This window comes from Mesorhizobium sp. M0998, from assembly GCF_040318885.1.
GTDB lineage: Bacteria > Pseudomonadota > Alphaproteobacteria > Rhizobiales > Rhizobiaceae > Mesorhizobium.
Genome location: NZ_JAMYND010000022.1, coordinates 1 through 20669 on the forward strand (window position 1 = coordinate 1; position 20669 = coordinate 20669).

Annotated in this window: 19 protein-coding genes and 2 pseudogenes; 15 read left to right on the forward strand and 6 right to left on the reverse strand. The window is 59.7% G+C overall.

What is annotated here, in order from left to right:
• Nucleotides 1-192 precede the first annotated feature (192 nt).
• From NKH59_RS20560 to NKH59_RS20575, 4 genes and pseudogenes are all read left to right on the forward strand, one after another.
• Nucleotides 193-1218, forward strand: a complete 1026-nt coding sequence (locus NKH59_RS20560; protein ID WP_353022927.1) for a zinc-binding alcohol dehydrogenase family protein — start codon at nucleotides 193-195, stop codon at nucleotides 1216-1218.
• Nucleotides 1219-1319: 101 nt separating this feature from the next.
• Nucleotides 1320-1424: pseudogene (locus NKH59_RS20565) on the forward strand (EamA family transporter); the annotation flags it as partial.
• A 133-nt stretch (nucleotides 1425-1557) separates the two neighbouring features.
• Nucleotides 1558-1785, forward strand: coding sequence for a CopG family transcriptional regulator (locus NKH59_RS20570; protein WP_352851185.1), 228 nt, complete (start codon nucleotides 1558-1560; stop codon nucleotides 1783-1785).
• A 15-nt stretch (nucleotides 1786-1800) separates the two neighbouring features.
• Nucleotides 1801-2215: pseudogene (locus NKH59_RS20575) on the forward strand (TA system VapC family ribonuclease toxin).
• Between the two features lie 141 nt (nucleotides 2216-2356).
• On the opposite strand, the gene NKH59_RS20580 reads toward NKH59_RS20575, so the two are convergent.
• From NKH59_RS20580 to NKH59_RS20595, 4 genes are all read right to left on the reverse strand, one after another.
• A complete protein-coding gene (locus tag NKH59_RS20580) occupies nucleotides 2357-2812 on the reverse strand; it encodes a type II toxin-antitoxin system VapC family toxin (protein WP_352474447.1) in 456 nt (151 codons plus the stop codon).
• Nucleotides 2793-3035: a type II toxin-antitoxin system Phd/YefM family antitoxin gene (locus tag NKH59_RS20585; RefSeq protein ID WP_352467423.1), complete on the reverse strand. Its 243-nt coding sequence runs from the start codon at nucleotides 3033-3035 to the stop codon at nucleotides 2793-2795. Before NKH59_RS20585 ends, NKH59_RS20580 begins: the two co-directional genes overlap by 20 nt.
• 456 nt (nucleotides 3036-3491) lie before the next feature.
• The gene (locus NKH59_RS20590; RefSeq protein WP_353022896.1) at nucleotides 3492-4619 is read right to left on the reverse strand and encodes an NAD(P)/FAD-dependent oxidoreductase; all 1128 of its coding nucleotides are present in this window, start codon (nucleotides 4617-4619) and stop codon (nucleotides 3492-3494) included.
• Nucleotides 4620-4683: 64 nt separating this feature from the next.
• Nucleotides 4684-5685: an SIS domain-containing protein gene (locus NKH59_RS20595; RefSeq protein ID WP_353022897.1), complete on the reverse strand. Its 1002-nt coding sequence runs from the start codon at nucleotides 5683-5685 to the stop codon at nucleotides 4684-4686.
• A gap of 103 nt (nucleotides 5686-5788) precedes the next feature.
• Here NKH59_RS20595 and NKH59_RS20600 point away from each other — a divergent pair, with 103 nt between their 5' ends.
• The 4 genes from NKH59_RS20600 to NKH59_RS20615 all read left to right on the forward strand — a co-directional run bounded on the left by NKH59_RS20600 (nucleotide 5789) and on the right by NKH59_RS20615 (nucleotide 10481).
• Nucleotides 5789-6625 (forward strand): PfkB family carbohydrate kinase, encoded by an 837-nt coding sequence (locus NKH59_RS20600; protein WP_352979862.1) that lies wholly within the window; start codon nucleotides 5789-5791, stop codon nucleotides 6623-6625.
• Nucleotides 6626-6804: 179 nt separating this feature from the next.
• Nucleotides 6805-7641, forward strand: a complete 837-nt coding sequence (locus NKH59_RS20605; RefSeq protein WP_352449157.1) for an ABC transporter substrate-binding protein — start codon at nucleotides 6805-6807, stop codon at nucleotides 7639-7641.
• A gap of 76 nt (nucleotides 7642-7717) precedes the next feature.
• Nucleotides 7718-9247 carry an amino acid ABC transporter permease/ATP-binding protein gene (locus NKH59_RS20610; RefSeq protein ID WP_352614958.1) on the forward strand — a complete coding sequence of 510 codons (1530 nt, stop codon included), beginning with the start codon at nucleotides 7718-7720 and terminating at the stop codon, nucleotides 9245-9247.
• An 88-nt stretch (nucleotides 9248-9335) separates the two neighbouring features.
• Entirely contained in the window at nucleotides 9336-10481 is a 1146-nt protein-coding gene (locus NKH59_RS20615; RefSeq protein WP_352921396.1) for a LacI family DNA-binding transcriptional regulator, read from the forward strand.
• 234 nt (nucleotides 10482-10715) lie between these two features.
• Here NKH59_RS20615 and NKH59_RS20620 read toward each other — a convergent pair whose 3' ends face one another.
• Together NKH59_RS20620 and NKH59_RS20625 are read right to left on the reverse strand one after the other, a co-directional pair.
• Nucleotides 10716-11795 carry an FAD-binding oxidoreductase gene (locus NKH59_RS20620; RefSeq protein ID WP_353022898.1) on the reverse strand — a complete coding sequence of 360 codons (1080 nt, stop codon included), beginning with the start codon at nucleotides 11793-11795 and terminating at the stop codon, nucleotides 10716-10718.
• An 88-nt stretch (nucleotides 11796-11883) separates the two neighbouring features.
• Complete coding sequence (locus NKH59_RS20625; RefSeq protein ID WP_352503720.1) at nucleotides 11884-12741, reverse strand: LysR family transcriptional regulator; 858 nt, start codon at nucleotides 12739-12741, stop codon at nucleotides 11884-11886.
• Nucleotides 12742-12874: 133 nt separating this feature from the next.
• On the opposite strand from NKH59_RS20625, the gene NKH59_RS20630 reads away from it, so the two are divergent.
• The 7 genes from NKH59_RS20630 to NKH59_RS20660 all read left to right on the forward strand — a co-directional run bounded on the left by NKH59_RS20630 (nucleotide 12875) and on the right by NKH59_RS20660 (nucleotide 20604).
• Nucleotides 12875-13957: an amidohydrolase family protein gene (locus NKH59_RS20630; RefSeq protein WP_352503721.1), complete on the forward strand. Its 1083-nt coding sequence runs from the start codon at nucleotides 12875-12877 to the stop codon at nucleotides 13955-13957.
• 11 nt (nucleotides 13958-13968) lie between these two features.
• A complete protein-coding gene (locus NKH59_RS20635) occupies nucleotides 13969-14322 on the forward strand; it encodes a Rieske (2Fe-2S) protein (protein WP_352503722.1) in 354 nt (117 codons plus the stop codon).
• A gap of 112 nt (nucleotides 14323-14434) precedes the next feature.
• Nucleotides 14435-16042, forward strand: a complete 1608-nt coding sequence (locus tag NKH59_RS20640; RefSeq protein WP_352823071.1) for an ABC transporter substrate-binding protein — start codon at nucleotides 14435-14437, stop codon at nucleotides 16040-16042.
• Nucleotides 16043-16136: 94 nt separating this feature from the next.
• Entirely contained in the window at nucleotides 16137-17183 is a 1047-nt protein-coding gene (locus tag NKH59_RS20645) for an ABC transporter permease (protein ID WP_352503724.1), read from the forward strand.
• 107 nt (nucleotides 17184-17290) lie between these two features.
• Nucleotides 17291-18064 (forward strand): ABC transporter permease, encoded by a 774-nt coding sequence (locus NKH59_RS20650; protein ID WP_353022900.1) that lies wholly within the window; start codon nucleotides 17291-17293, stop codon nucleotides 18062-18064.
• The gene (locus NKH59_RS20655) at nucleotides 18054-19685 is read left to right on the forward strand and encodes an ABC transporter ATP-binding protein (RefSeq protein ID WP_352503726.1); all 1632 of its coding nucleotides are present in this window, start codon (nucleotides 18054-18056) and stop codon (nucleotides 19683-19685) included. Before NKH59_RS20650 ends, NKH59_RS20655 begins: the two co-directional genes overlap by 11 nt.
• Nucleotides 19686-19872: 187 nt before the next feature.
• Nucleotides 19873-20604: a protein-L-isoaspartate O-methyltransferase family protein gene (locus NKH59_RS20660; protein WP_353022901.1), complete on the forward strand. Its 732-nt coding sequence runs from the start codon at nucleotides 19873-19875 to the stop codon at nucleotides 20602-20604.
• The last annotated feature ends 65 nt before the right edge of the window (nucleotides 20605-20669 follow it).

A 20669-nucleotide genomic window follows, 5' to 3' on the forward strand; every position in this document is an offset into this window, starting at 1 on the left:
CACCCCCCGCCACCCCCCCGGGGGCGCACCCGTCCGCCCCCATTGTTCCCCCCGGCGCCGGCTGGGGCCCCTCCACACCTCCCCCCCCTCTCTTGTCCCCCCCCCGGGGCCGGGGGTTGCCCCCCGCCGCCCCACTTCCTGTTGCCGGACTCCAGCTTAGCAAGGGGGTGAATTATAGTCATGGGCCCCACCATCAAAGTCGTGCGATGCGCTGAGCCGGGCAGGCTGGTGTTTGAGGAGCAGCAGGCACCAGGCACTCCGCCCGAAGGCTGGGCACTGATCAATGTCGTCTATGTCGGGATATGTGGAACCGACTTCCACATCTTCGAGGGCAGGCATCCTTATCTCGCCTATCCGCGCGTCATGGGCCATGAGGTTTCGGGAACAATCGCGGCAATCAACGCGCCGGTGGACCTGTCGGTTGGAGAGCAAATCCTCGTCAACCCCTATTTTGCCTGCGGAAATTGTGCCGCCTGCCGCCAGGGAAAGCCGAACTGCTGCATGTCGATCGAGGTGCTTGGCGTGCACCGTGACGGTGCCATGAGCGAGCAGATTCTCGTGCCGGCGCAGAACTTGATACCAGCGGCCGGCCTGTCACCGGTCGAGGCTGCCACGGTCGAGTTTCTGGCCATCGGTGCTCACGCGGTGCGCAGATCCATGGCGGGGCCGGGCATTCGCACCTTGGTTATCGGCGCCGGGCCGATCGGCCTTGGCACCGCGCTTTTTGCGCGCATAGCGCAACTCAACGTGACCGTCATGGACGTCGATGCCGAGCGGCTGGCCTTTGCCGCAAGACAATTGGGCTTCCTGGTGATCGACGGGTCGAAGGGATCGATCGTCGAAACGATAGCGGAGCGAACTGCGGGAGCAGGTTTCGACGTCGTCTTCGACGCCACGGGGAACAGCCGTTCGATGCAGTCTGCCTTTGCCTATGTTGCCCATGGTGGCGTCATGGTGATGGTCAGCGTCGTGCCGGACGACATAACCTTCTCAGATCCAGAGTTCCACAAGCGGGAAATGATGCTGATCGGCAGTCGCAACGCGACGCGTAGCGATTTCCAGCACGTCATTGCCTCGATCCGCGCTGGAAAAATACCAATCGACCGACTCGTCACCCATCGCACTACCCTGCGAGACAGCCCACGCGACATCGCAATCTGGGCGCAGCAGAAGTCCGGTCTGATCAAAGCCGTTGTCGACGTGGCTGGATCTGGCTGATGTCAGCAAACACAATCAAGATATGTGACCGCAGCCCTGATGCTGCATTATGGGAGGGGGAGTTGCTCGGTGACGCCAGGCTAAGCGGCGCGCTTGACACGGTATTCGGAGTGGGTTTCCTCCGTGAACAATTGTCCCTGCCGAACTGGCTTGGCGTTTCACTGATTGCAGCAGGGGGCGCAGTTCTCGTCGCATACAAAGGTTGAAGCCGTGAAGCGACAATCCTTCCGGCACAAAACGCGTTCCACGCCAAGTCCGCCGGCTATTCGCACCGGTTGAGTATCCGACGTCGCTATTTTATATGATGCGTGATGTTTGATGCGCACCAAGCAGGGCAACATGAGAACCACACTGGCGATCGATGACGATGTCCTGGTTGCAGCCAAGGCCATCGCCCGGCAGCAGGATCGCAGCCTCGGCGAGGTCATCACCGATCTCGCCCGGCGCTCGCTGCGTCGGCCTCAAGCCGGCGGCGAGCGCAACGGGATTCCTCTACTGTCGCGTCGGCCGGATGCACCTCCTGTCACGCTTGAGACGGTCAATGCCTTGCGAGACGAACTGCCGTGACGCTCCTGCTCGAATGTGCTGATCGCACTGATAGATCCTGGCCACGTCGCCCATGACGACGCGCATGGCTGGTTCGAAGAGACCGGTAAACTCCGCATGGGCTACGTGTCCCGTCACCGAAAACGGCGTCCTGCGCATCGTCGGCAACCAAAGATATCCCAATTCTCCCGGCTCACCAGCTGTTGTTGCGCGAATCGTTACCAAGTTGCGGACCCTGCACGGGCACAGCTTCTGGCCCGACGATGTGAGCCTGGTTGGCTCCGGCGACATTGATGCAGCCAAAATCCTGACCTCGGCGCAGGTGACGGCTACGTACCTTCTCGCGCTCGCCAAGGCGCGCGGCGGCCAACTTGCCAGCTTTGACCGCAAGCTGTCAGCGGCGGCCGTGAAGGGCGGGAAGTCTGCACTGCATCTGATTCCAACAAGGTAGAGACTCTTCGGTGCGGTCTACCTCCGATCTTCTCGGGTTTCTTCGGCGAGAAAGTCGCGGAGGTCCAGAGTCAGCACGGAATCGAGAGCGTCAAAGACTTCTGCACGTCGAACAACATAGGCAGGTGGTCGAGCGAAGAGGTCAATTGCCATTCGCGAGCGGCCCGAGAATTTGGACTCCCTGGCGGCGTGCGGCAAGTGCGAGCTTCCGATCGAGGGTGGCCAGCGGCAACTCGGTTTCGATTGCCAGCGCCAGATAGGCGGCGTCATAGGCGCTGAGCCCGTGCGAAGCCGCTAATGTCAGCACTGCGCCGTCCGACCCGCCGCCGGCGTCCTCCAGCGGCAATCGGCGCAGCCGTGCCATGGTGGTGGCAGCTTCGCCCGCCGCGATGCGGCCACGCCGCTCGGCCATCAATACGACGTTACGCGCCTCGTGCCAGAACAGGGAAGGGACAGGCGCCGTTGCTCCCGGCAATCGTCGCATCAGGGCGGCCGCCGCCTCACTGTCTTCATCAGGAAGAATCCAGGCAGCGGCCATGGAAAAGTCGACAACGAAAGGCATCAGACGATGATCGCCATCAAGCGCGACGCCCTTCATCGCGCCAGGCCCGAATTTCGTCCTGCGTCACGGGCTTGGCGCGAGCGCGGGCAGCGCTGATCTCTTCGATCACGGCTTCGACATCGTTGCGGCGTTGAATCCGCGACAGTTTAGCGATGGGATCATTGCCGCGCGAAATAATCACCTCCTCGCCGGCTTCTACCCTTGAAAGCAGTTCCGAGAGATGCGTTTTGGCCTCGCCAACTTTCACCGTGATGGTCATTTCCTGTCCTTGCGCGCGTCGGGTCAACGTGGTGAGCCGTGTTCATTGCCGAGCTGAGTGTGGATTGCTCGACAATCGCTCTTGCACGCGACGATAGGCGCAATCCTGACCCTTGGTCAAGGCTTGGTCAAGTCATTGCCGACCCCTCGCACGCCGCAAGGCGGGCCGTCTCTTGACAAGGTGAAATCGTTCTGGAGCAACGGCTTCTGATTATGCGCAGTGTCTGATTTTGCGGGCGGAAGCTTGCGCAACTTGTCGCGGTTAGCGCACTCCAGTGGATCGCGAGTGGCTATCTGACCATAGTTTGCGGGGCATTCTTCTTCGAGCGTTCGCGCTTGGACGCGCAGCGCCGATCTCTCGCCGTCTCTGTTGCCGTAGCACGACAACCTGATCACGCCGCTCTTCCCCAGGCCCGCGACCCATCTGGACAGTTCGGCCTTGCCCCAAATTGCCCTTTCAGCTGAAACGATTAGGGCGGAACGTTGCAAGCATGGGATGCGGATTGCCAGAGGCGATTTCTTTGGCAAGCAATTCGCCGACGATCAATCCAAGCGTGGCGCCGCTGTGGCTGAAGGCGACGTGAAGTCCGGCAACGGTCTCGACGCAGCCAAGCACTGGCTCGCCGTCGCCGGGGATGGGCTTCGGGCCAACTGCATAGGCAGCGAGTTGGAGCCGCGGATTGCCCTCGAGCACCGCACTAGCCTCCTCGAGCAGTCCTTTGACGGTCTTGTCGTGCACGGTGTAGGTTCCGTCAGAGTTGACCACGACTTCTTCCTCCGACCACGCCGAATCCAAAACAAGTGCGCCATCCGGCGTCGGGCGAACCGCCACGCGGGGCGTATTCAGCACGGCACGGAGCTCGGTCTTGATCGGCTTGGTCTTCAAGAGAAGTGAAATTGGCGTGGCGTCGGGGACACGAACTCCGATCTCTGCGAGCATGATAGGCGTCGCTGGCCCGACCGCAAGGACCACTGCATCCGCCTTTACCGGCACACCGTCGGCAGTGACGACGCCACGCGCGCGACCACCTGTGGCATCTATCCGGACGCGTCCAGCGTCCCGAACAAACTTGCCGCCACGGGAGCGGAACTCATTGAGCAGCAGACTGATCAAAGACGGCAGGTCAACCCATCCTTCGCCAGGATTGAAGATGGCGCCCTGGGGGGTAATTGCGCTCGCGTTGACGCCGGGCACCACTGCACCGACTTCGGCAGGGCCGAGCAGAAGCGCGTCATAACCAATATCCTGCTCCAACTGGCAGACGGACGCGATCTGGTTCGTCTCGTCATCCGCATCCCAGGTGAGGCCGCCGTCAAAGCGAAGCCACGATCCCGTTTCCGGCCTTGTGGCGGCCAGGGTCCGATAACGGTCGATGCCTGCAAGCCTCAAGCGGTGGTAGGCAGTGTCCGCACGTCGCGCTGAGTTCAGCCAGGAAAGTGAACGGCCGGATGCACCGTTGGCTGGCGCGCCGTCGTTGACAAGCGTTACATCAAGGCCAAGACGAGCAAGGTGCAACGCGGAAGAGATGCCGAAGATGCCCGCGCCGATAACAACGACATGGCGCGGCTTTGGTGATGCAGTCATAGAGAAATCCTTCTTCGCAGAAGCCGGGCTGGGAGTTGTTGGATGGCTGCAGAGCGCGGCGGAACTAATAGTCGGTGAGCTTCTTCATGTAGCGCCGGCCCTCAAGCATTGGACGGCCGCGCAGGGCGGCCAGCTCGTAGGCAAAACGCCAAAGCGTGTCGAAGAAGACCAAGGGCACGAGATAGGGTTTGATGTGTTCGGACATACCGCTGAGGTCGAGTTCCGCTCCATCGAGCACCAGGACGTTTTCCCGGCTGCCGTACTTGAAAAGGAAGTCTCGGGCGCGTTCGGGAAGGCTCCGCGTTTCGTCCAAACCCAGCAAGACCACGAAGCAAGTATCCCGGTCGACCACCTCAAATGGGCCGTGAAAGAACTCGTTGGCGTGTATGGCCTGCGAATCGTACCACTGCATCTCCATCAACACGCAGATGGCGTACGAATAGGCCGCACCATAGCTGGCACCGCTGGCCAGTGTGTAGATCGCATTGCGCGGCGCGAAACGGGGGGCGAAGGCCTGAAACCGGTCGGCATAGGTCCGGTGCGCACGCTCGATCGCCGGCTGAAGATGGCTCAGGCTCGTCAGCAGATCGGCAGTTAGCCCGGCATCCTCCCGAGCATCGATCAGGCCGGCGAGCAACATATAGAGCACGCCGTAGTTGCTGCAGGCTGAATCGATTGCTTTGCCCGTCGTGTAGGAGGCCTGGTAGGCGACTGCGTGGTCGACCGTCAGCGCGAGGGGCGATATCTGGTCGAGCGTCATGCCGATTGTCGTTGCGCCTCGATCCTTTGCATGATTGGCCGCTCGCACAGTTTCGCGGGTGGTGCCGGTCTGCGAGCAAAGGACAACGAGCGCGTCAGGTCCCAACCGTCGCGGGTCTCGGCAGACGAACTCATCCGCGTTGTAGATGTCGCAGGCGAATGTGCCGCTGTGACGGTCGACGAAGTATTTGCCTGCCATCATGATCGAGAGCGAACCGCCGCACGCCACGAGGAATAGGTGCGAAAACTGCGTGCCCGCCGTAGCGGTCAGGGCGCGTTCCACGTCGGAGGGCAGGGCGGAAATCATGAGCTTCCTCGTCTCGTTGGCAGAGCTAGGGGCGGGCCCACAATTGACAGGTGGGCGGCCATTGTGCGAACGTTATCACACCCTTTAAACTGAAAGTCCTGCAATGGTCAAGATTGCCGCGATAGGCGATAACGTGGTCGATTGTTATCTTGCTCGCGACGAGATGTATCCTGGTGGAAATTGCCTCAATGTCTCGGTTTATGTCAGCCGCTTCGGCGGGCGATCGGCCTATGTCGGAGCGATCGGCAAAGACCGGGCAGGGGACCTTATCTGCACTGCACTGGCGTCGGAGCGCGTGGACATCACCCGATTACGGCGTCTCGAGGGACCGACCGCTTACTGCCTCATAGGTCACCGCAACGCCGATCGGATTTTCCTGGACTTCGATCTCGGAGTTTCGGTGTTTACGCCGACGCAAGAAGATCTGGATTTTCTCTCGGGCTTTCAGGCCGTCCACATCGGCCAGTCCAGCGGTTTGGACCCGTGGGTTGCCGCTGTATCAAGTAAGTCACTGTTGTCTTATGATTTTTCCACGCGACGGGACCCGGGACACCGACGCGAGATTGGACCCTATTGCTATCTGGCTTGTGTCTCGGGTGACGGTCTCGACGACAAGGAATTGGCCGCAATCGCGGCCGAATTGCTTGCACGTGGTTCAAAGTGGGTTCTTGTGACTCGTGGTCGAGCCGGCGCGGTGCTTCACGGCGACACCGTCTCTTACCGAACCCCGGCGCGGTTGGTCAAACCCGTCGACACCCTGGGCGCGGGCGACACCTTCATCGCAAGAACGCTATTCGGCCTGCTTAAGAAAGAGGCGCCTCAAGACATTCTCGGCCATGCCGCAGAGGCGGCTGCTGCTACCTGCCGGTACTACGGGGCAATCGGCCATGCGACAGCAATCGACCTAGGAAAGATGACGCCGAAGATCCCCCACGCTTAACACTGGAAACCATCTAGCAGCGAAATTCTCCGAAACAATTGACGCGAGAAATGGACAATGCTAGAGAAAATGATAACGTTCTCACTTTCCTGGCCGAACGCCGTCCAAGAGCGTTTTGATAGATGAGACGTCGAGTGGGATCGCAAGGCCGAGTTCGGCCAATCGTAAGAGGAGAAGACATGCACACGAATTCGAGCAGGCGCCTACTTTTGAAATCCGGTCTGGCGCTGACGATCGCGCTGTTGACAGGACTTGGCACGTTGGCCTCGTCAACTCAGGCAAACGCGGCGGACAACCCTTATAACCTCATCGACCCGACGGTGATCAGCGTCGGAACCATGGGCGATGCGAAACCCTATGTCTTCACCGATGCCAACGGCAACTTCACCGGCTTCGACGCCGAACTCTTCCGTGATGTGGCGCGCCGGCTCGGGTTCAAGGAGGAGCAGGTCGTTTTCACCGGCCAGGAATTCTCGGCGCTGCTGCCCTCCGTTGCCAACGGCCGCTTCGATGTCGCTGTCGCCGCCATCGGCACAACGGCGCAGCGCAAGAAGACGGTGGATTTTGGCGACGGCTATCTCGCCGGCTACCTGTCGATCATTTCGGCGGATCCGGCACTGACGAGCAATGAGAGCACCGCCGGAAAGCGCATCGGCGTGATCCAGGGAACGCTGCAGGAAATCTATGCCGAGAAGAACCTCAAGGGCGACATTGTCAAATTTCCCGACAACAACACTGCGGTGGCGGCGCTGAATAACGGGACGATTGATGGCCATTTCACTGACTATGAGTCCGCCAAGCAGTATGTGGAGCGCTACAAGAACCTGAAGATAACAATGAACGTGCCGTCCTTCGATGCGCCGGCCGGGTTCGTGGTCAAGAAAGGCAACGATGCCTTCCGCGAGGCGCTCAACAAGGCGCTGCGCGAGGCCATGGACGATGGCACCTGGAAACGGCTGCATGAGAAATGGTTCCCGGGCACTCCGATGCCGGATCAATATCTGCCCAAGAAGTGAATTCGCGCGTATTCATTTTCGTTTCCGGCCGGGCCCGTCAGCAACGGTGCCCGGCCGAGTTATAGATGGACTTGATATGAGCTGGTTCGATACCTTCGCCCGCAGCTTCCTTGATTTCCAGGCGATGGCAGAAGTTCTGCCAAACATGGTGATGGTCGGCCTCAAGAACACTTTGATCCTGGCCCTTGCCTCGACGTTTTTCGGAACGCTGATCGGTATCGTCCTCGCAGTCATGGGGATTTCAGAGAACCGGCCGCTGAAACTCCTTGCCCGAGTCTATACCGATATCTTCCGTGGGCTTCCTGCCATTGTCACAATCCTGATCATTGGCCAAGGCTTCGCGCGGTTGGGCCGAGATCTGTTCGGTCCATCGCCTTATCCGCTGGGCATTCTGGCGCTCAGCCTGATCGCCGGAGCCTACATCGGGGAGATTTTCCGCGCCGGCATTCAGAGCGTCGAGCGGGGTCAGATCGACGCCACGCGCACTCTCGGTATGACGTATGGCCAAGGCATGCGCCTGGTGGTGATCCCGCAAGGCATCCGTCGCGTCCTGCCTGCACTGGTCAACCAGTTCATCGGCAATGTCAAAGACTCCAGCCTGGTCTATTTCCTTGGTCTGCTCGCCTCCGAACGCGAACTGTTCCGCGTCGGCCAGGACCAGGCTGTGCTGACCGGCAACTTGTCGCCGCTATTGCTGGCCGGAGTGTTCTATCTCGTGATCACGGTGCCGCTGACCCATCTCGTCAACTACATCGACGCGCGCATGCGCGTCGGCAAACGAATAACCGCCGTGCAGAGTGGCCTCCAAGAGGTCGCCGAGCTTGCCGAAGCCGTCGTGCCGGGAGCAGCGACGTTGCCTGCAGCAGCGCCCACACGCTTCAAGGGTGGCGGCATCGAGGTCAAAAATATCGACATGGCCTACGGCGCCGTCCAGGTGCTGCATGACGTCGGTCTGAAAGTGGAGCCCGGGACCGTCACCTGCCTCATCGGTCCGTCCGGATCGGGCAAGTCGACCTTGCTGCGCTGCCTCAACCGTCTCGTAGAATGCCGAGCCGGTGACATTCTGCTCGACGGCGAAAGCATCTACAAGCAGACCCCTGACCAACTCCGGCGGCGTGTGGGCATGGTTTTCCAGCAGTTCAATCTGTTCCCCGACCGTAGCGCGCTCGCCAACATCACCTTGGCGCTGCGCAAAGTTAAACGCATGTCGCGCGAGGAGGCTAATGACGCGGCCTTGGCCAGGCTAAATGAAGTCGGACTGCTGGAGCGCAAGGACCATCGGCCGGCCAATCTCTCGGGCGGGCAACAGCAGCGGGTGGCCATCGCGCGTGCGCTCGCGCTCGAACCCGAAATTATGCTGTTCGACGAAGTCACCAGCGCCCTCGATCCAGAATTGGTCAAAGGTGTCCTGAACTTGATGGCCGACCTCGGGCGGGGCGGGATGACGATGGTGGTCGTTACACACGAGATGAATTTCGCTCGCAAGGTCGCGAACCAGGTCGTGTTCATGGACGAGGGGCGGATCGTCGAGGCAGGCCGGCCAGAAGACCTATTCGACAATCCGCAGAGCCCGCGTCTTCGACGCTTTCTGTCGGAGGTGCTGTGATTCAAATGGTGTGCGCAGCGGCGGGTTCTGCGGTGTTCGGCCTTGCGGGGCGTGCCTAACTGCCGCTAGTTCGTCGCCACGACGTTGCATGGTCGGCGGGACTTGCTGGGTGACTCAAAGATCCAAAAACGCAACTATCATCGAAGTCGCTCGCCGGGCTGGAGTGAGCTCTGCCACGGCTGGGCGCGTGCTTGGTGACTACGGGTACAGCAGCCCTGAGGTCCAGGAGAAGGTGCGCGCCGCGGCATCTGCGCTGGGTTATCGGCCCAATCGCCTGGCCAAAGGTCTGATCACCGGTAAGACCCAGACTATCGGCGTTGTCGTAGGCGACATCGAAAGCCCATTCTATGCAAGCGTGCTGCGCGGAATAGGGGACGTCGCGCGCCGTGGCGGCTTTGGGGTTATTGTTACGAATAGTGACGAAAATGCCGAACTCGAGCGAGAGGCGGTGCAGCTGCTGTTGGAAAAGCAGGTCGATGGTTTAGTCGTCTCATCGACCTTCTTGGACAAGCCGGATCATCTTCGTGACGCAGTCGCGGCCGGCTGTCCCGTCGTGCAGTTCGACCGCATCGTGGCGGGCATGGAAACCGATTCGGTCGTGGTCGATAACGTTTCTGTAACGCGTAGCAGCATAGCGGCGGTCATCGCCGCCGGACACAGCCGCATCGGAATATTGGCGGAACTCGGGCCGGACCAACGCGATGATGTTGGTTCCTTTGTGACAAACGCTGATCTCTCCAGCTCCGACGTTCGCTACCATCATCCAAGCTGGCAACGGTTGTTGGGTTATCTCGAAGCCCATCGCGCTGCGGGCATTTCGCCGGATCCACAGTTGATCCGCCGCGTGGCGGTCTATTCCAGCGAGGCAGCCCGAAAGGAGGCACTCGATCTGCTGACAATGCGCAATGCGCCGTCCGCCCTGTTTACCGCCGACGGTGTGATGTCGACAGGCGTTCTGGAGGCGACATCCGCACTGAAGCTTGCGATTCCGGGAGAGGTTTCGCTGCTTTGCTTCGACGATCTCGACTGGATGCAGTTCGTGGCCCAAGGTATCACAGCCATCGCGCAGCCGGCGCATCTGATCGGGGCGACGGCAGCCGAGCTTCTCTTGAAGAGGCTGGCTGGCGACACCGCACCGTTTGAACACCGTGTCCTCGCGGCTCGCCTGGTGAACCGTAATTCGATTGCGGTTCATCTCAACCGCAACGCCCCTGATCCGGCCGCGACGGTGTAGCTGGAGCCGAATTGCCGCGCCTCTTTGTGTCGAGGTCGGTCCCATGCAACGGCTGAATGATAGCTCAAGCGTATTGCTGGGTAGGACTTTTGTCGCTTGCGATGCCCAGCGTGAGCTGCGCCAGAAATCGGGCGAGCCCATCCGGGTTCCGAAACCTAATCACTTGCGGTCGCAGTAGTATGGCTTGGTCGTTGAACGCAAAGGCTGCCCGATTTCGTTCCGCGATGGGTACAATTATAGATCAAGCAAAATGTCGCCTTGTGGGCGGCTGCAGCACGCCAGGATGTAGCCTGCCGATTTGTCCTCCAACGTCAGTCCGCCTAGGTCATCCATGACGACTTCGCCAGACAGCTTGGCGATCCGGCACGTACCGCAAACTCCCTGCTGGCAAGCGGTTGGGACATGGACGCCACATTGGCGCGCCGCTTCCAGCAGGGTCTCTCCGGGCGCGCAGTGATATGCAAGGCCGGAGCGGGCGAAGCGGACCGAAGACGAAACCTTTGAATCCGATAGCGAACGCGAAATGTTGCCGCCCCCGAAGCTCTCCTCATGATACTGTGAAGGGGCGAGCCCGATTGCATCGAGGCAGCTGCGTGCAGCCTTCATGTAGGACTCCGGCCCACAGGCAAAAATCGTGCGGCTATGGAGATCGGGAACCAAGGTCAGGAGCATCTCACTGTTAATTCGCCCGGTTGGACCCGTCCAGGCCGGGTCTCCATGACTGCAAATGCAAGTCACATGAACATTGGGAAAGCGAGCGGCAAGTGCGTCCAGTTCGAGCCGAAAAATGATGTCGTCCGGCGTTCTCGCACTATGAATGAAGTGGATATCCTGGTTTGCTGCGCGGTCGGTAAATGCCCGCAGCATTGACATGACGGGAGTTATCCCGCTGCCACCTGAAAGGAAGAGGGACTTTGCATGCGGCAGATCGTCGAGATTGAACGAGCCGAGCGGCCCTTCGATCTCGATCCCATCGCCCGGCTTCAAATTGTCATGGAGCCAATTCGAAACGAGCCCGCCCGGCGTCCGTTTCACGGTGATCTGCAGGTCGAGCGGTCGCGTCGGCGGTGATGAAACAGAGTAGGAGCGTGTCACCGCGGCCCCCTCGATCCTCAGGTGCACCACAACATATTGGCCAGCGCTGAAGCAGAACATCCGATCTGAAGCGGGTGTGAGAACGAATGTTTTCACATCGTGCGTCTCGTCGATCACGCGTCGGCAGAGCACAAGCTGCGGCGTGGTCTGTGCCCACTCCCGGTGAAGCTTTGTTGGGGCGAAGCCGGAGGCTGCAAAGGCCGCGTAAGCATTCATCATTCAACTCGGGTTTGAAGTGGAGCCAAGATGCCACTTCAAACCCCGCTGAACAGCCGCGCAATCCTGCCGTTATGATCGGCAATTTCGATTACACTTCCAGGGACATTACAGCCACCTGGAGAGCTCGGATGCCCTTGCGAATAATGGGTTCGTGTTTGCGGCGCGCAAGGATCGCGGTGTGGACTGGCTGGTGCAGCGTCGGCGCTCCCTCGACGAGGAACGATGGGAGCTCGGCCGTGAACCGGCGCGCATCGTCGCTGCGCATGTAGCAGGTGCCGCCCGTTCGTCGCAGCATGATCTCCGCCAGAGTTTCCGATCCCGTCGAAAGCCGACAGATCGCAAGCTCGGCCAGCAGCTCTGCGTGCGTCTTTTCCAGCACCGCGGTGTAGCCTGGGCGAATGTAGGTTTCAGGGTCGACATCAGACAGCGTTCTGGCAGCCGTCGAAACCATCACATATTCCTCGACCATCAGATGCTCGTAGGCGATCTCAGGCAGGTAGCGAGGCGCATAAAGCACGGCAATATCGAGATTTCCCATGCTTAGGTCGCTGACCATCTGGTTCGAATAGTCCGACTCGACATGGATCGAGGATTTTGGAAGCGCCTGGCACAGTGTCTCGACCCATCCCGGCAGGACCGAACGGGTCATCCCCACCTGTGCGGCGATGCGCAACGTGCCCTCGAAACGGTTGAACGCTCGCACATCGTGTCGAGCTTGCGACCACGTCGACAGCAAGGATCTGGCATAGGCTTCGAACCGCCGCCCGGCGGCTGTCGGCTCAGCGCCGGCGCGCCCGCGCAGAAAGAGCTCGGACCCGATCGCGCTCTCCAGATTCTTGATGCGGGTGCTGATCGTCGACTGGGTCAACCCCAGCCGGTCGGCGGTACGATTGAAATTTCGCGACTCGATGATGTCGAGAAAGGTCTCGATGTGATCTAGCTGCACATGACCTCCGATCGAAAAAGTCGATCATATTGCGCAGGATCATAAGCTTGATCAAACAATACTCAAGGCGGAAGCTGCACGCGGTGAAATCGGCCGGCAGATCGTCCAGGCTGAAGCTACGGAGCTGAGCAACGTGTTCATAGTCGACTGCGATTGTCACAATTACTGGTCGAGCGCGACTGTATTGGAGCCTTACCTTTCCGGCCTATGGAAGGACATGTTCGTTGAAGGCGAGAAGACAGGTCCCGTTGGCGCCTTCCCGCATGGCCATCGTCCCTGGTTTCATCCGCAGGACTTCTCACGCAAGGACGTCCGTCCGAAAACAGAAGCCGACAACTATCTCATCATGAAGGAAAAACACCTCGACAAGTACAAGGTCGATGTGGCGATCCTGACCGGCGATGAGCCGATCGAGGCTTCCACCCTCGCCAATCCCTATTATGCCAGCGCCCTCGTCAGCGCCTACAATGACTATCAGATCGACCAATGGCTGCCGAAGGACGATCGCTTCATGGGCTCGATCATCGTCGCGCCACAGGATCCGAAGCTCGCGGCCGCCGAGATACGCCGTCTGGGCAATCACCCGCGCATGGTTCAGGTTCTCGCTTCGCAAGGCTCCGTCAAGCCCTATGGCGATCCGTTTTACCATCCAATTTATGAGGCTTGCGCCGAGGTGGGGCTGCCCTTTGCCATTCATCTGGGCGGCCATGGTGGCGTGAATTCGACCGCGATTGCTCCGGCCCCGACGACATTCTTCTGGGAGACCCATGCCATCCTGCACATGTCGGCCATTTCGCATGTCGCAAGCATGATTGCGCATGGCGTCTTCGAAAAATGGCCGGACCTCTACTTCGTGGTCATCGAATGCGGCGTCGCCTGGGTGCCATCGGTATTGTGGCGCCTGGACGCCGACTACAAAGCCCTACGCAAAGAGACGCCATGGCTGAAAATGCTGCCGTCCGAATATTGCCGGCGAAATATCCGCTTTTCCACGCAGCCGCTGGAGCAGCCCGCAAATATTCAGCATCTCTGGTCCACTCTCGAGGCGATGGACGGCGAAAATACGCTGATGTTTGCCTCCGACTATCCCCATTGGGACTATGACGATGCCAACACGCTGCAAATCCCTCCTGCCTGGAAGAGCAAGATCATGGGGCTGAATGCGCTGGAGGTTTACAAGCGCATCCCGCGCGCGCAAGCGGCGAATGCTGCCTGAGGAAGCAGACGATGCCCGAGAAGACATACATCTGTAGAGTCGACGAGATCGAAACCGGATCTCCCTTCATCGCCAAGATCCGCAGCCTTTCGGTCGGCGTTTTTCGCATCGGAGATTCATTCCACGCGCTGCTGAATGTTTGTCCGCACCGCGGCGCTCCCCTTTGCGAGGGGCCGCAATGTGGAACAACTGCACCGGTCGAAGAGGCGCAGTTCATCTATCACCGCCAAAACGAGATCGTGCGCTGCGCCTGGCATGGCTGGGAATTTGACATCAAATCAGGCGCGGCCCTGGTCGATCCGTCCGTTCGTGCGCGCACATTTCCAGTAACGGTCGAGGCGGGCAGCATCTATGTGACGGCCTGATTGAGGTACGGATTCGAAGAGTAGCAGAAATGATGATCGCGGCTAACGGGCAGATTTCTTCACAGGGTGCGTGACGAACAAGAACGCGGAAAATCCGCAATGGGAGAGTCAAATGTCAGAATCTGGATACAAGCTTGCTATCGCTCAAAGCCTGATCGGTCGCGGCAAGATTTCCCGTCGCGATTTCATTAATCTTGGGCTGGCCGCTGGGCTGACGGTCACCGCTGCGGATAAGCTCTTCGTCAGCACGGCCCGCGCCGAACCGCTGCAGGGCGGCTTCGCCAAGCTCGGAATGGCACATGGCGCGACGACGGATTCGATCGATCCGGCCGGCTACCCGGACACCTTCACACAGACAGCGTTCTCAGGCTCGATGTCCAACAGCCTCACCGAGGTCGACGCCAAAGGCAACGTCCAACCGGACCTTGCCGAGAGCTTTGAATCGTCCGATGGCGCCAAAACCTGGGTCTTCAAGCTTCGCAAGGGCGCAACCTTCCACAACGGCAAGAATGTGACGGCGGACGATGTCGTGACTTCGCTTCGCTATCATATGGGCGACGAAACTAAGTCGGCGGCGAAGCCGCTGCTTGAGCCCGTCGCCAGCATTAAGGCGGATGGCCCCGAAACGGTTGTCTTCACGCTGAAAAGCGGCAACGCCGACTTCCCCTACATCATGAGTGACTACCATCTGGTCATCATGCCGGCCAAGGACGGCAAGGCGGATTGGGGATCGGGCGTTCGCACCGGCGCTTTCGTGCTTGAGAATTTCCAGCCCGGCGTTTCGGCCAAACTCAAGCGCAATCCGAACTACTTCAAGAACGGCAAACCCTATCTCGACGAGGTGGAGTTCATCGCCATCACCGATCTCGCCGCTCGCATGGCCGCGCTATCGACAGGGGAGGTAGACTATATCGGCCGCGCCGACCTCAAGACCCTCGGCATGTTGAAACGCAACCCCAAGGTGGAGATCGTCGAGGTCACCGGCTATGGCCATTATACGTTGCCGATGAATGTCACGATGGCGCCGTTCGACAATGCGGATGTCCGGATGGCCTTAAAGTGGGCGATCAACCGTCAGGAGATCGTCGACAAGATCTTTCTCGGTCACGCCACTGTGGCCAATGACAACCCGATCGCGCCGGCGATTAAATTCGCCACCAATCCGCAGCCGCAGCACAGTTTCGATCCGGAGAAAGCCAAGCATTATCTGAAAAAGGCTGGAATGGAGAAACTGAAGGTGGACCTCTCGGTCGCCGATGCCGCTTTTGCAGGCGCGGTGGACGCGGCTGCGCTGATCCGCGAGACGGCAGCCCAGTGCGGTATCGACGTAAACGTCGTGCGCGAGGCCGAGGACGCCTATTGGGACAATGTCTGGCTCAAGAAACCTTGGTGCGCTTCCTATTGGAGCGGTCGCGCGACGGCCGACTGGATGTTCACGCAAGCCTTCGCCGCCGATTCCAGCTGGAACGAGTCGTTCTGGAAAAATCCCCGCTTCAACGAGTTGCTTGTCCAGGCGCGCGCCGAGACGGATGAGGCCAAGCGGGCGGCAATGTATGCCGAGATGCAGCAACTGACGCATGATGATGGCGGCAGCATCGTGCTGGTCTTCAACAACTTCGTCAGCGCCAAATCCAATAAGCTCGCACATGGCGAAGTGGCGCCGAACTGGGAGAACGACGGACTGAAGATGGCCGAACGCTGGTGGATCGCCACTGCGTGAGAGAGCGGGCCGGACCCGCGATGGCTACTGGGCTTCGGCTTGCAGCCGCGTGCCCTGCCGGCAGGGCAGCGACGGCAACGGGAAACGCGAGCAAATGAACCCGGTCGCAAGAACGGTTCTGCAGCGCCTTGGCCTCGGCCTGGTCACGCTGTTCATCGTCTCCATCATTATCTTCTCTGCGATTGCAATGCTGCCGGGCGACTTCGCCAAGGCGATGCTCGGACAATCCGCGACACCCGAAACGGTCGCCGCCTTCCAGCGAGAAATTGGCATCGACCGTCCGCCTGTCGAGCGTTATTTCGTCTGGGTCGGGCAGATGCTCCACGGGGATTTCGGCTCTTCGTTCGCGAGCCGCACCGGATATCGGCGCACCGTCGCCGAGATCATCGCGCCGCGCCTTTACAATACGATGTTCCTCGCATCGATGACCGCGCTGATCGCAGTTCCGCTCGCCCTGGGACTGGGCATCCTCGCTGCGCTCCACCGCAATGGCTGGTTCGACCGGCTGGTGAACGCAGTGACGCTGACAACCATTTCGTTCCCGGAGTTCTTCGTCGCCTATATGCTTGCCTACCTGGTCATCTCGCGCGACACATTCATCGGCTCCGAGTTCGCACAATCCCTGCCGCATTGGCTTGCAGTGTCAGTGAACTGGATACTTAACGCAGTTCCCAAGTTCCCGACATTGTCGAACGTGAACGACCAGACGCCGTTCTGGGATCAGGTCTGGAGAGTAGCCTTGCCGGCGACCACGCTTACGCTCGTCATCGTCGCACACATGATGCGCATGACACGAGCGGCGATCATCAACATGCTTGCAAGCCCCTATATCGACATGGCGCGTCTCAAGGGAGTCTCGCCGATGGCCATCGTACTCAGGCATGCCTTGCCCAACGCATGGGCTCCGATCGTCACGGTGGTGGCCTTCAATCTTGCTTATCTCGTGGTCGGAGTGGTCGTCGTCGAAGTGGTGTTCGTCTATCCCGGCATCGGTCAGCTGATGGTCGACGCGGTCAAATCAAGGGATGTTCCGGTTGTCCAAGCTTGCGCCTTGATTTTCGCGGCAACCTATATCCTCCTTAATCTGACCGCTGACATCATTTCCATCGCCACCAATCCCAGGCTCTTGCATCCACGATGACCAGCTACGAACCCATCGCGCAGGTTCACAGGCTGAGGCGCTCGCGCGCCACCCGGGCCAAAACGGCGCTGAAGAAGGCACCCTTCAGTGCCTGGTTCGGCATCCTCGTGATCATTGGCTATGTCGTCGTTGCGGTCTTCACGCACTGGATCGCCCCATACGGCGAAACACAGGTCTTCAGCGAGGCCTTCGCACCGTGGAACCAGCAGTTCAAATTGGGTACCGACCAACTCGGCCGCGATATGCTCACACGCTTGATTTACGGTGCGCGCAACACCATCGGTATAGCCGTCGCGACTACATTGCTGTCCTTCGCAGTCGGCGTCTCGCTAGGCCTTCTTGCCGCGTTGTATAGAGGATGGCTCGACCAGATACTGTCGCGTGCGGTGGACGTCTTGATGTCGATCCCAAGCCTTATCTTCGCCCTGGTGCTGCTTTCGATCTTCGGCTCGTCGATCACAAGCCTGATAGTCATCATTGCGCTGCTCGATTCTACCCGTGTCTTTCGGCTCGCACGCGCCGTCGGGCTTAACGTGGCGGTAATGGACTATGTCGAAGTGGCGCGATTGCGCGGCGAAGGCCCGAAATGGATCATCGCGAAGGAAATCCTTCCCAACGTGATGCCGCCGCTGGTCGCGGAGTTCGGCTTGCGATTTTGCTTCGTATTCCTCACGATCGCGGCACTGTCCTTCCTGGGGGTCGGTATTCAGCCACCGACCGCCGATTGGGGATCGATGGTGCGCGAGAATGCGACCCTGATCACCTACGGCGATGTCACGCCGCTGCTGCCGGCCGGCGCGATTGCCCTCCTCACGGTCTCTGTGAATTTCGTCGTGGACTGGTTCCTGCATGCAACAAGCGGGTTGCGGGATGAAAAATAGCGCTCCCGGATTGCGCGAAAAAGGCAAGGATCTGCTTCAGATCCGCAATCTGCATGTGGAGGGTTTCTCGGACGAGCGGTGGTATCCCATTGTCCGCGGGGTCGATCTGGCGCTGAAGCGGGGGGACGTTCTTGGCCTGATCGGCGAGTCAGGCGCCGGCAAATCCACCATTGGCCTCGCGGCGATGGGTTACGCCAAGCCGGGCTGCCGTATTACACAGGGCTCGATCCTGTTCGACGGGATCAATCTTCTGGCACTAAGCGAAACAGGGCGGCGTCGCCTCAGAGGCTCCCGTATCGCCTATGTCGCGCAAAGCGCGGCGGCCTCTTTCAATCCGGCCCACCGACTCCTCGATCAGACTGTCGAAACCGTGGTGGCGCATGGGATTGCCAGCCGAGAGAAAGCGAACCGGAGTGCGGTCGATCTTTATCGGCGTCTTCAGCTTCCAGATCCGGAGACCATTGGCTTTCGCTATCCTCACCAGGTTTCCGGCGGACAATTGCAACGGGCGATGACCGCGATGGCGATGGCTTGCCGTCCGGACCTCATCGTCTTCGACGAGCCAACGACGGCGCTCGATGTGACAACGCAGGTCGAAGTTCTCGCCTCCATTCGCAACATCGTGGAGGAGTTCAACACCGCTGCAATCTATGTGACGCATGATCTGGCGGTGGTGGCGCAAATGGCGGACCGCATCATGGTTTTGCGCCATGGACTAACCGTGGAGGAGGCAGAAACGCGCCAGATGCTCGCCTCGCCCACCCAGGAATATACCAAGACGCTCTGGGCCGTGCGCAAGCTCGCCAAGCCCGAAGTTCCGGCCGATGAATATTTGCTTACGATAGACAACGTCACCGCGGCCTACGGCCGGGCGGTTAAGGTGCTCCAGGATGTCTCCATCAAAGTTCCACGCGGAAGAACAGTGGCTGTGGTCGGCGAGTCCGGTTCCGGCAAATCGACGCTCGCTCGCGTCGTTACCGGCCTGCTGCCCCCGCTTTCGGGGTCGATTTCCTTTGCCGGCCAGGCCCTTTCCAAGACCGTGAAGTTGCGCCCAAAAGAGATCCTGCGACGCATACAGATGATTTATCAAATGCCCGACAACGCCCTAAATCCGCGCCAGACGGTCGAAGAAGTCATAGCTCGTCCGCTTGAATTCTACCTTGGCCTCAAGGGTGCACAACGGGATCGGCGGATCGGCGAACTCATGCACATGGTCGAGATGAGCGAAACTTACCTGGATCGTCTGCCGGCCGAACTGTCGGGAGGCCAGAAGCAGCGCGTTTGCATCGCCCGGGCGTTGGCCGCCGATCCGGAGCTGATAATCTGCGACGAAATCACGTCCGCGCTCGACCAGATTGTGCAAGAGGAAATCCTGAAGCTCTTGATCCGGCTTCAGCGCGAGCTCGGCATGACCTACATTTTCATCACCCATGACATTGCCACCGTGCGGGCGATCGCCGACGAAATTGTGGTCATGCACCAGGGTAAAGTCGTTGAGCAGGGATTAAAGAGCGAAATTCTCACGCCGCCGCATGCCCCCTATACCGAACGGCTTCTGTCCTCCGTGCCGGAAATGGATCCGGATTGGCTCACAAGGCTGCTCGCCAGCCGGACGATATGATCGTCGGGCAGAGTGTTCTTCCATATCGCCACGGTTTACGGTCTCGCGGAAGGCGCTCGGCGAGACCGCGCTCGGTCGCAAACGGACAGCGCGCGTCGCCCCGTCCATACGAGGATAGGCGCCCTTTGCCGTCACTCGGTTTTCTGAGAGCATGATGGAGTACGCGCAATCCGGGAGCCGATACTCTATGCCAGCAGAAATCGATGCTAGTGTAGCGCGCCGGTGGTTTGCCGAAGACCTGCGTGTCGCATCACCTGTCTTGCACAATCCTGCGGTCATCGAGGCCTTTGCAAGGGTTCCGCGCGAACACTACCTTGGCGACGGGCCATGGCGTATCCATTCGAGACTGCAAATCGGGGCGGTCCATACCAGCCCTTCAGCCGCGCTTCATGAGATCTACCACGACGTTCTGGTCTTGCTTGACGAAAAACGCGGACTGAACAGCGGCTTGCCGTCGCTTTGGGCATTGGTTTTCGACCATCTGAACATCACTCCCGGCCAGACCGTCCTTCAGGTGGGCGCCGGTGTCGGCTATTTCACCGCGATCCTCGCTGAACTGACGGGTTCTGAAGGACGCGTGATTGCATATGAGATCGACGAAGAACTAGCTCGTCGCGCGCAAGGCAATCTTGCTCATTATGCGCACGTCGAAGTGACGTGCGGTGATGCAACGCAGGCAATTGATCTGCCAGACCTCGATGTCGTGATCGCCTTTGCCGGAGTGACGCACGTGCCGGAACGGTGGCTTTCAAATTTGTCCGACGCTGGCCGGATGGCATTGCCGTTCACGGGTGAAGACCGACGAGGTTTCATGATGCTTCTGGAAAGGGCTGGCGATACGTTTCCCGTACGATCACTTGTGCCATGCGGATTTTACCCTGCAGCGGAGCCAGGCGCAGTGACGAAGAAAAGGCCTTGATGGTCGCCCTCAAGGCTGCGCGAGGCAAGGTCACCCGTCTCGCGCAATATCACCGAGGGCGACCG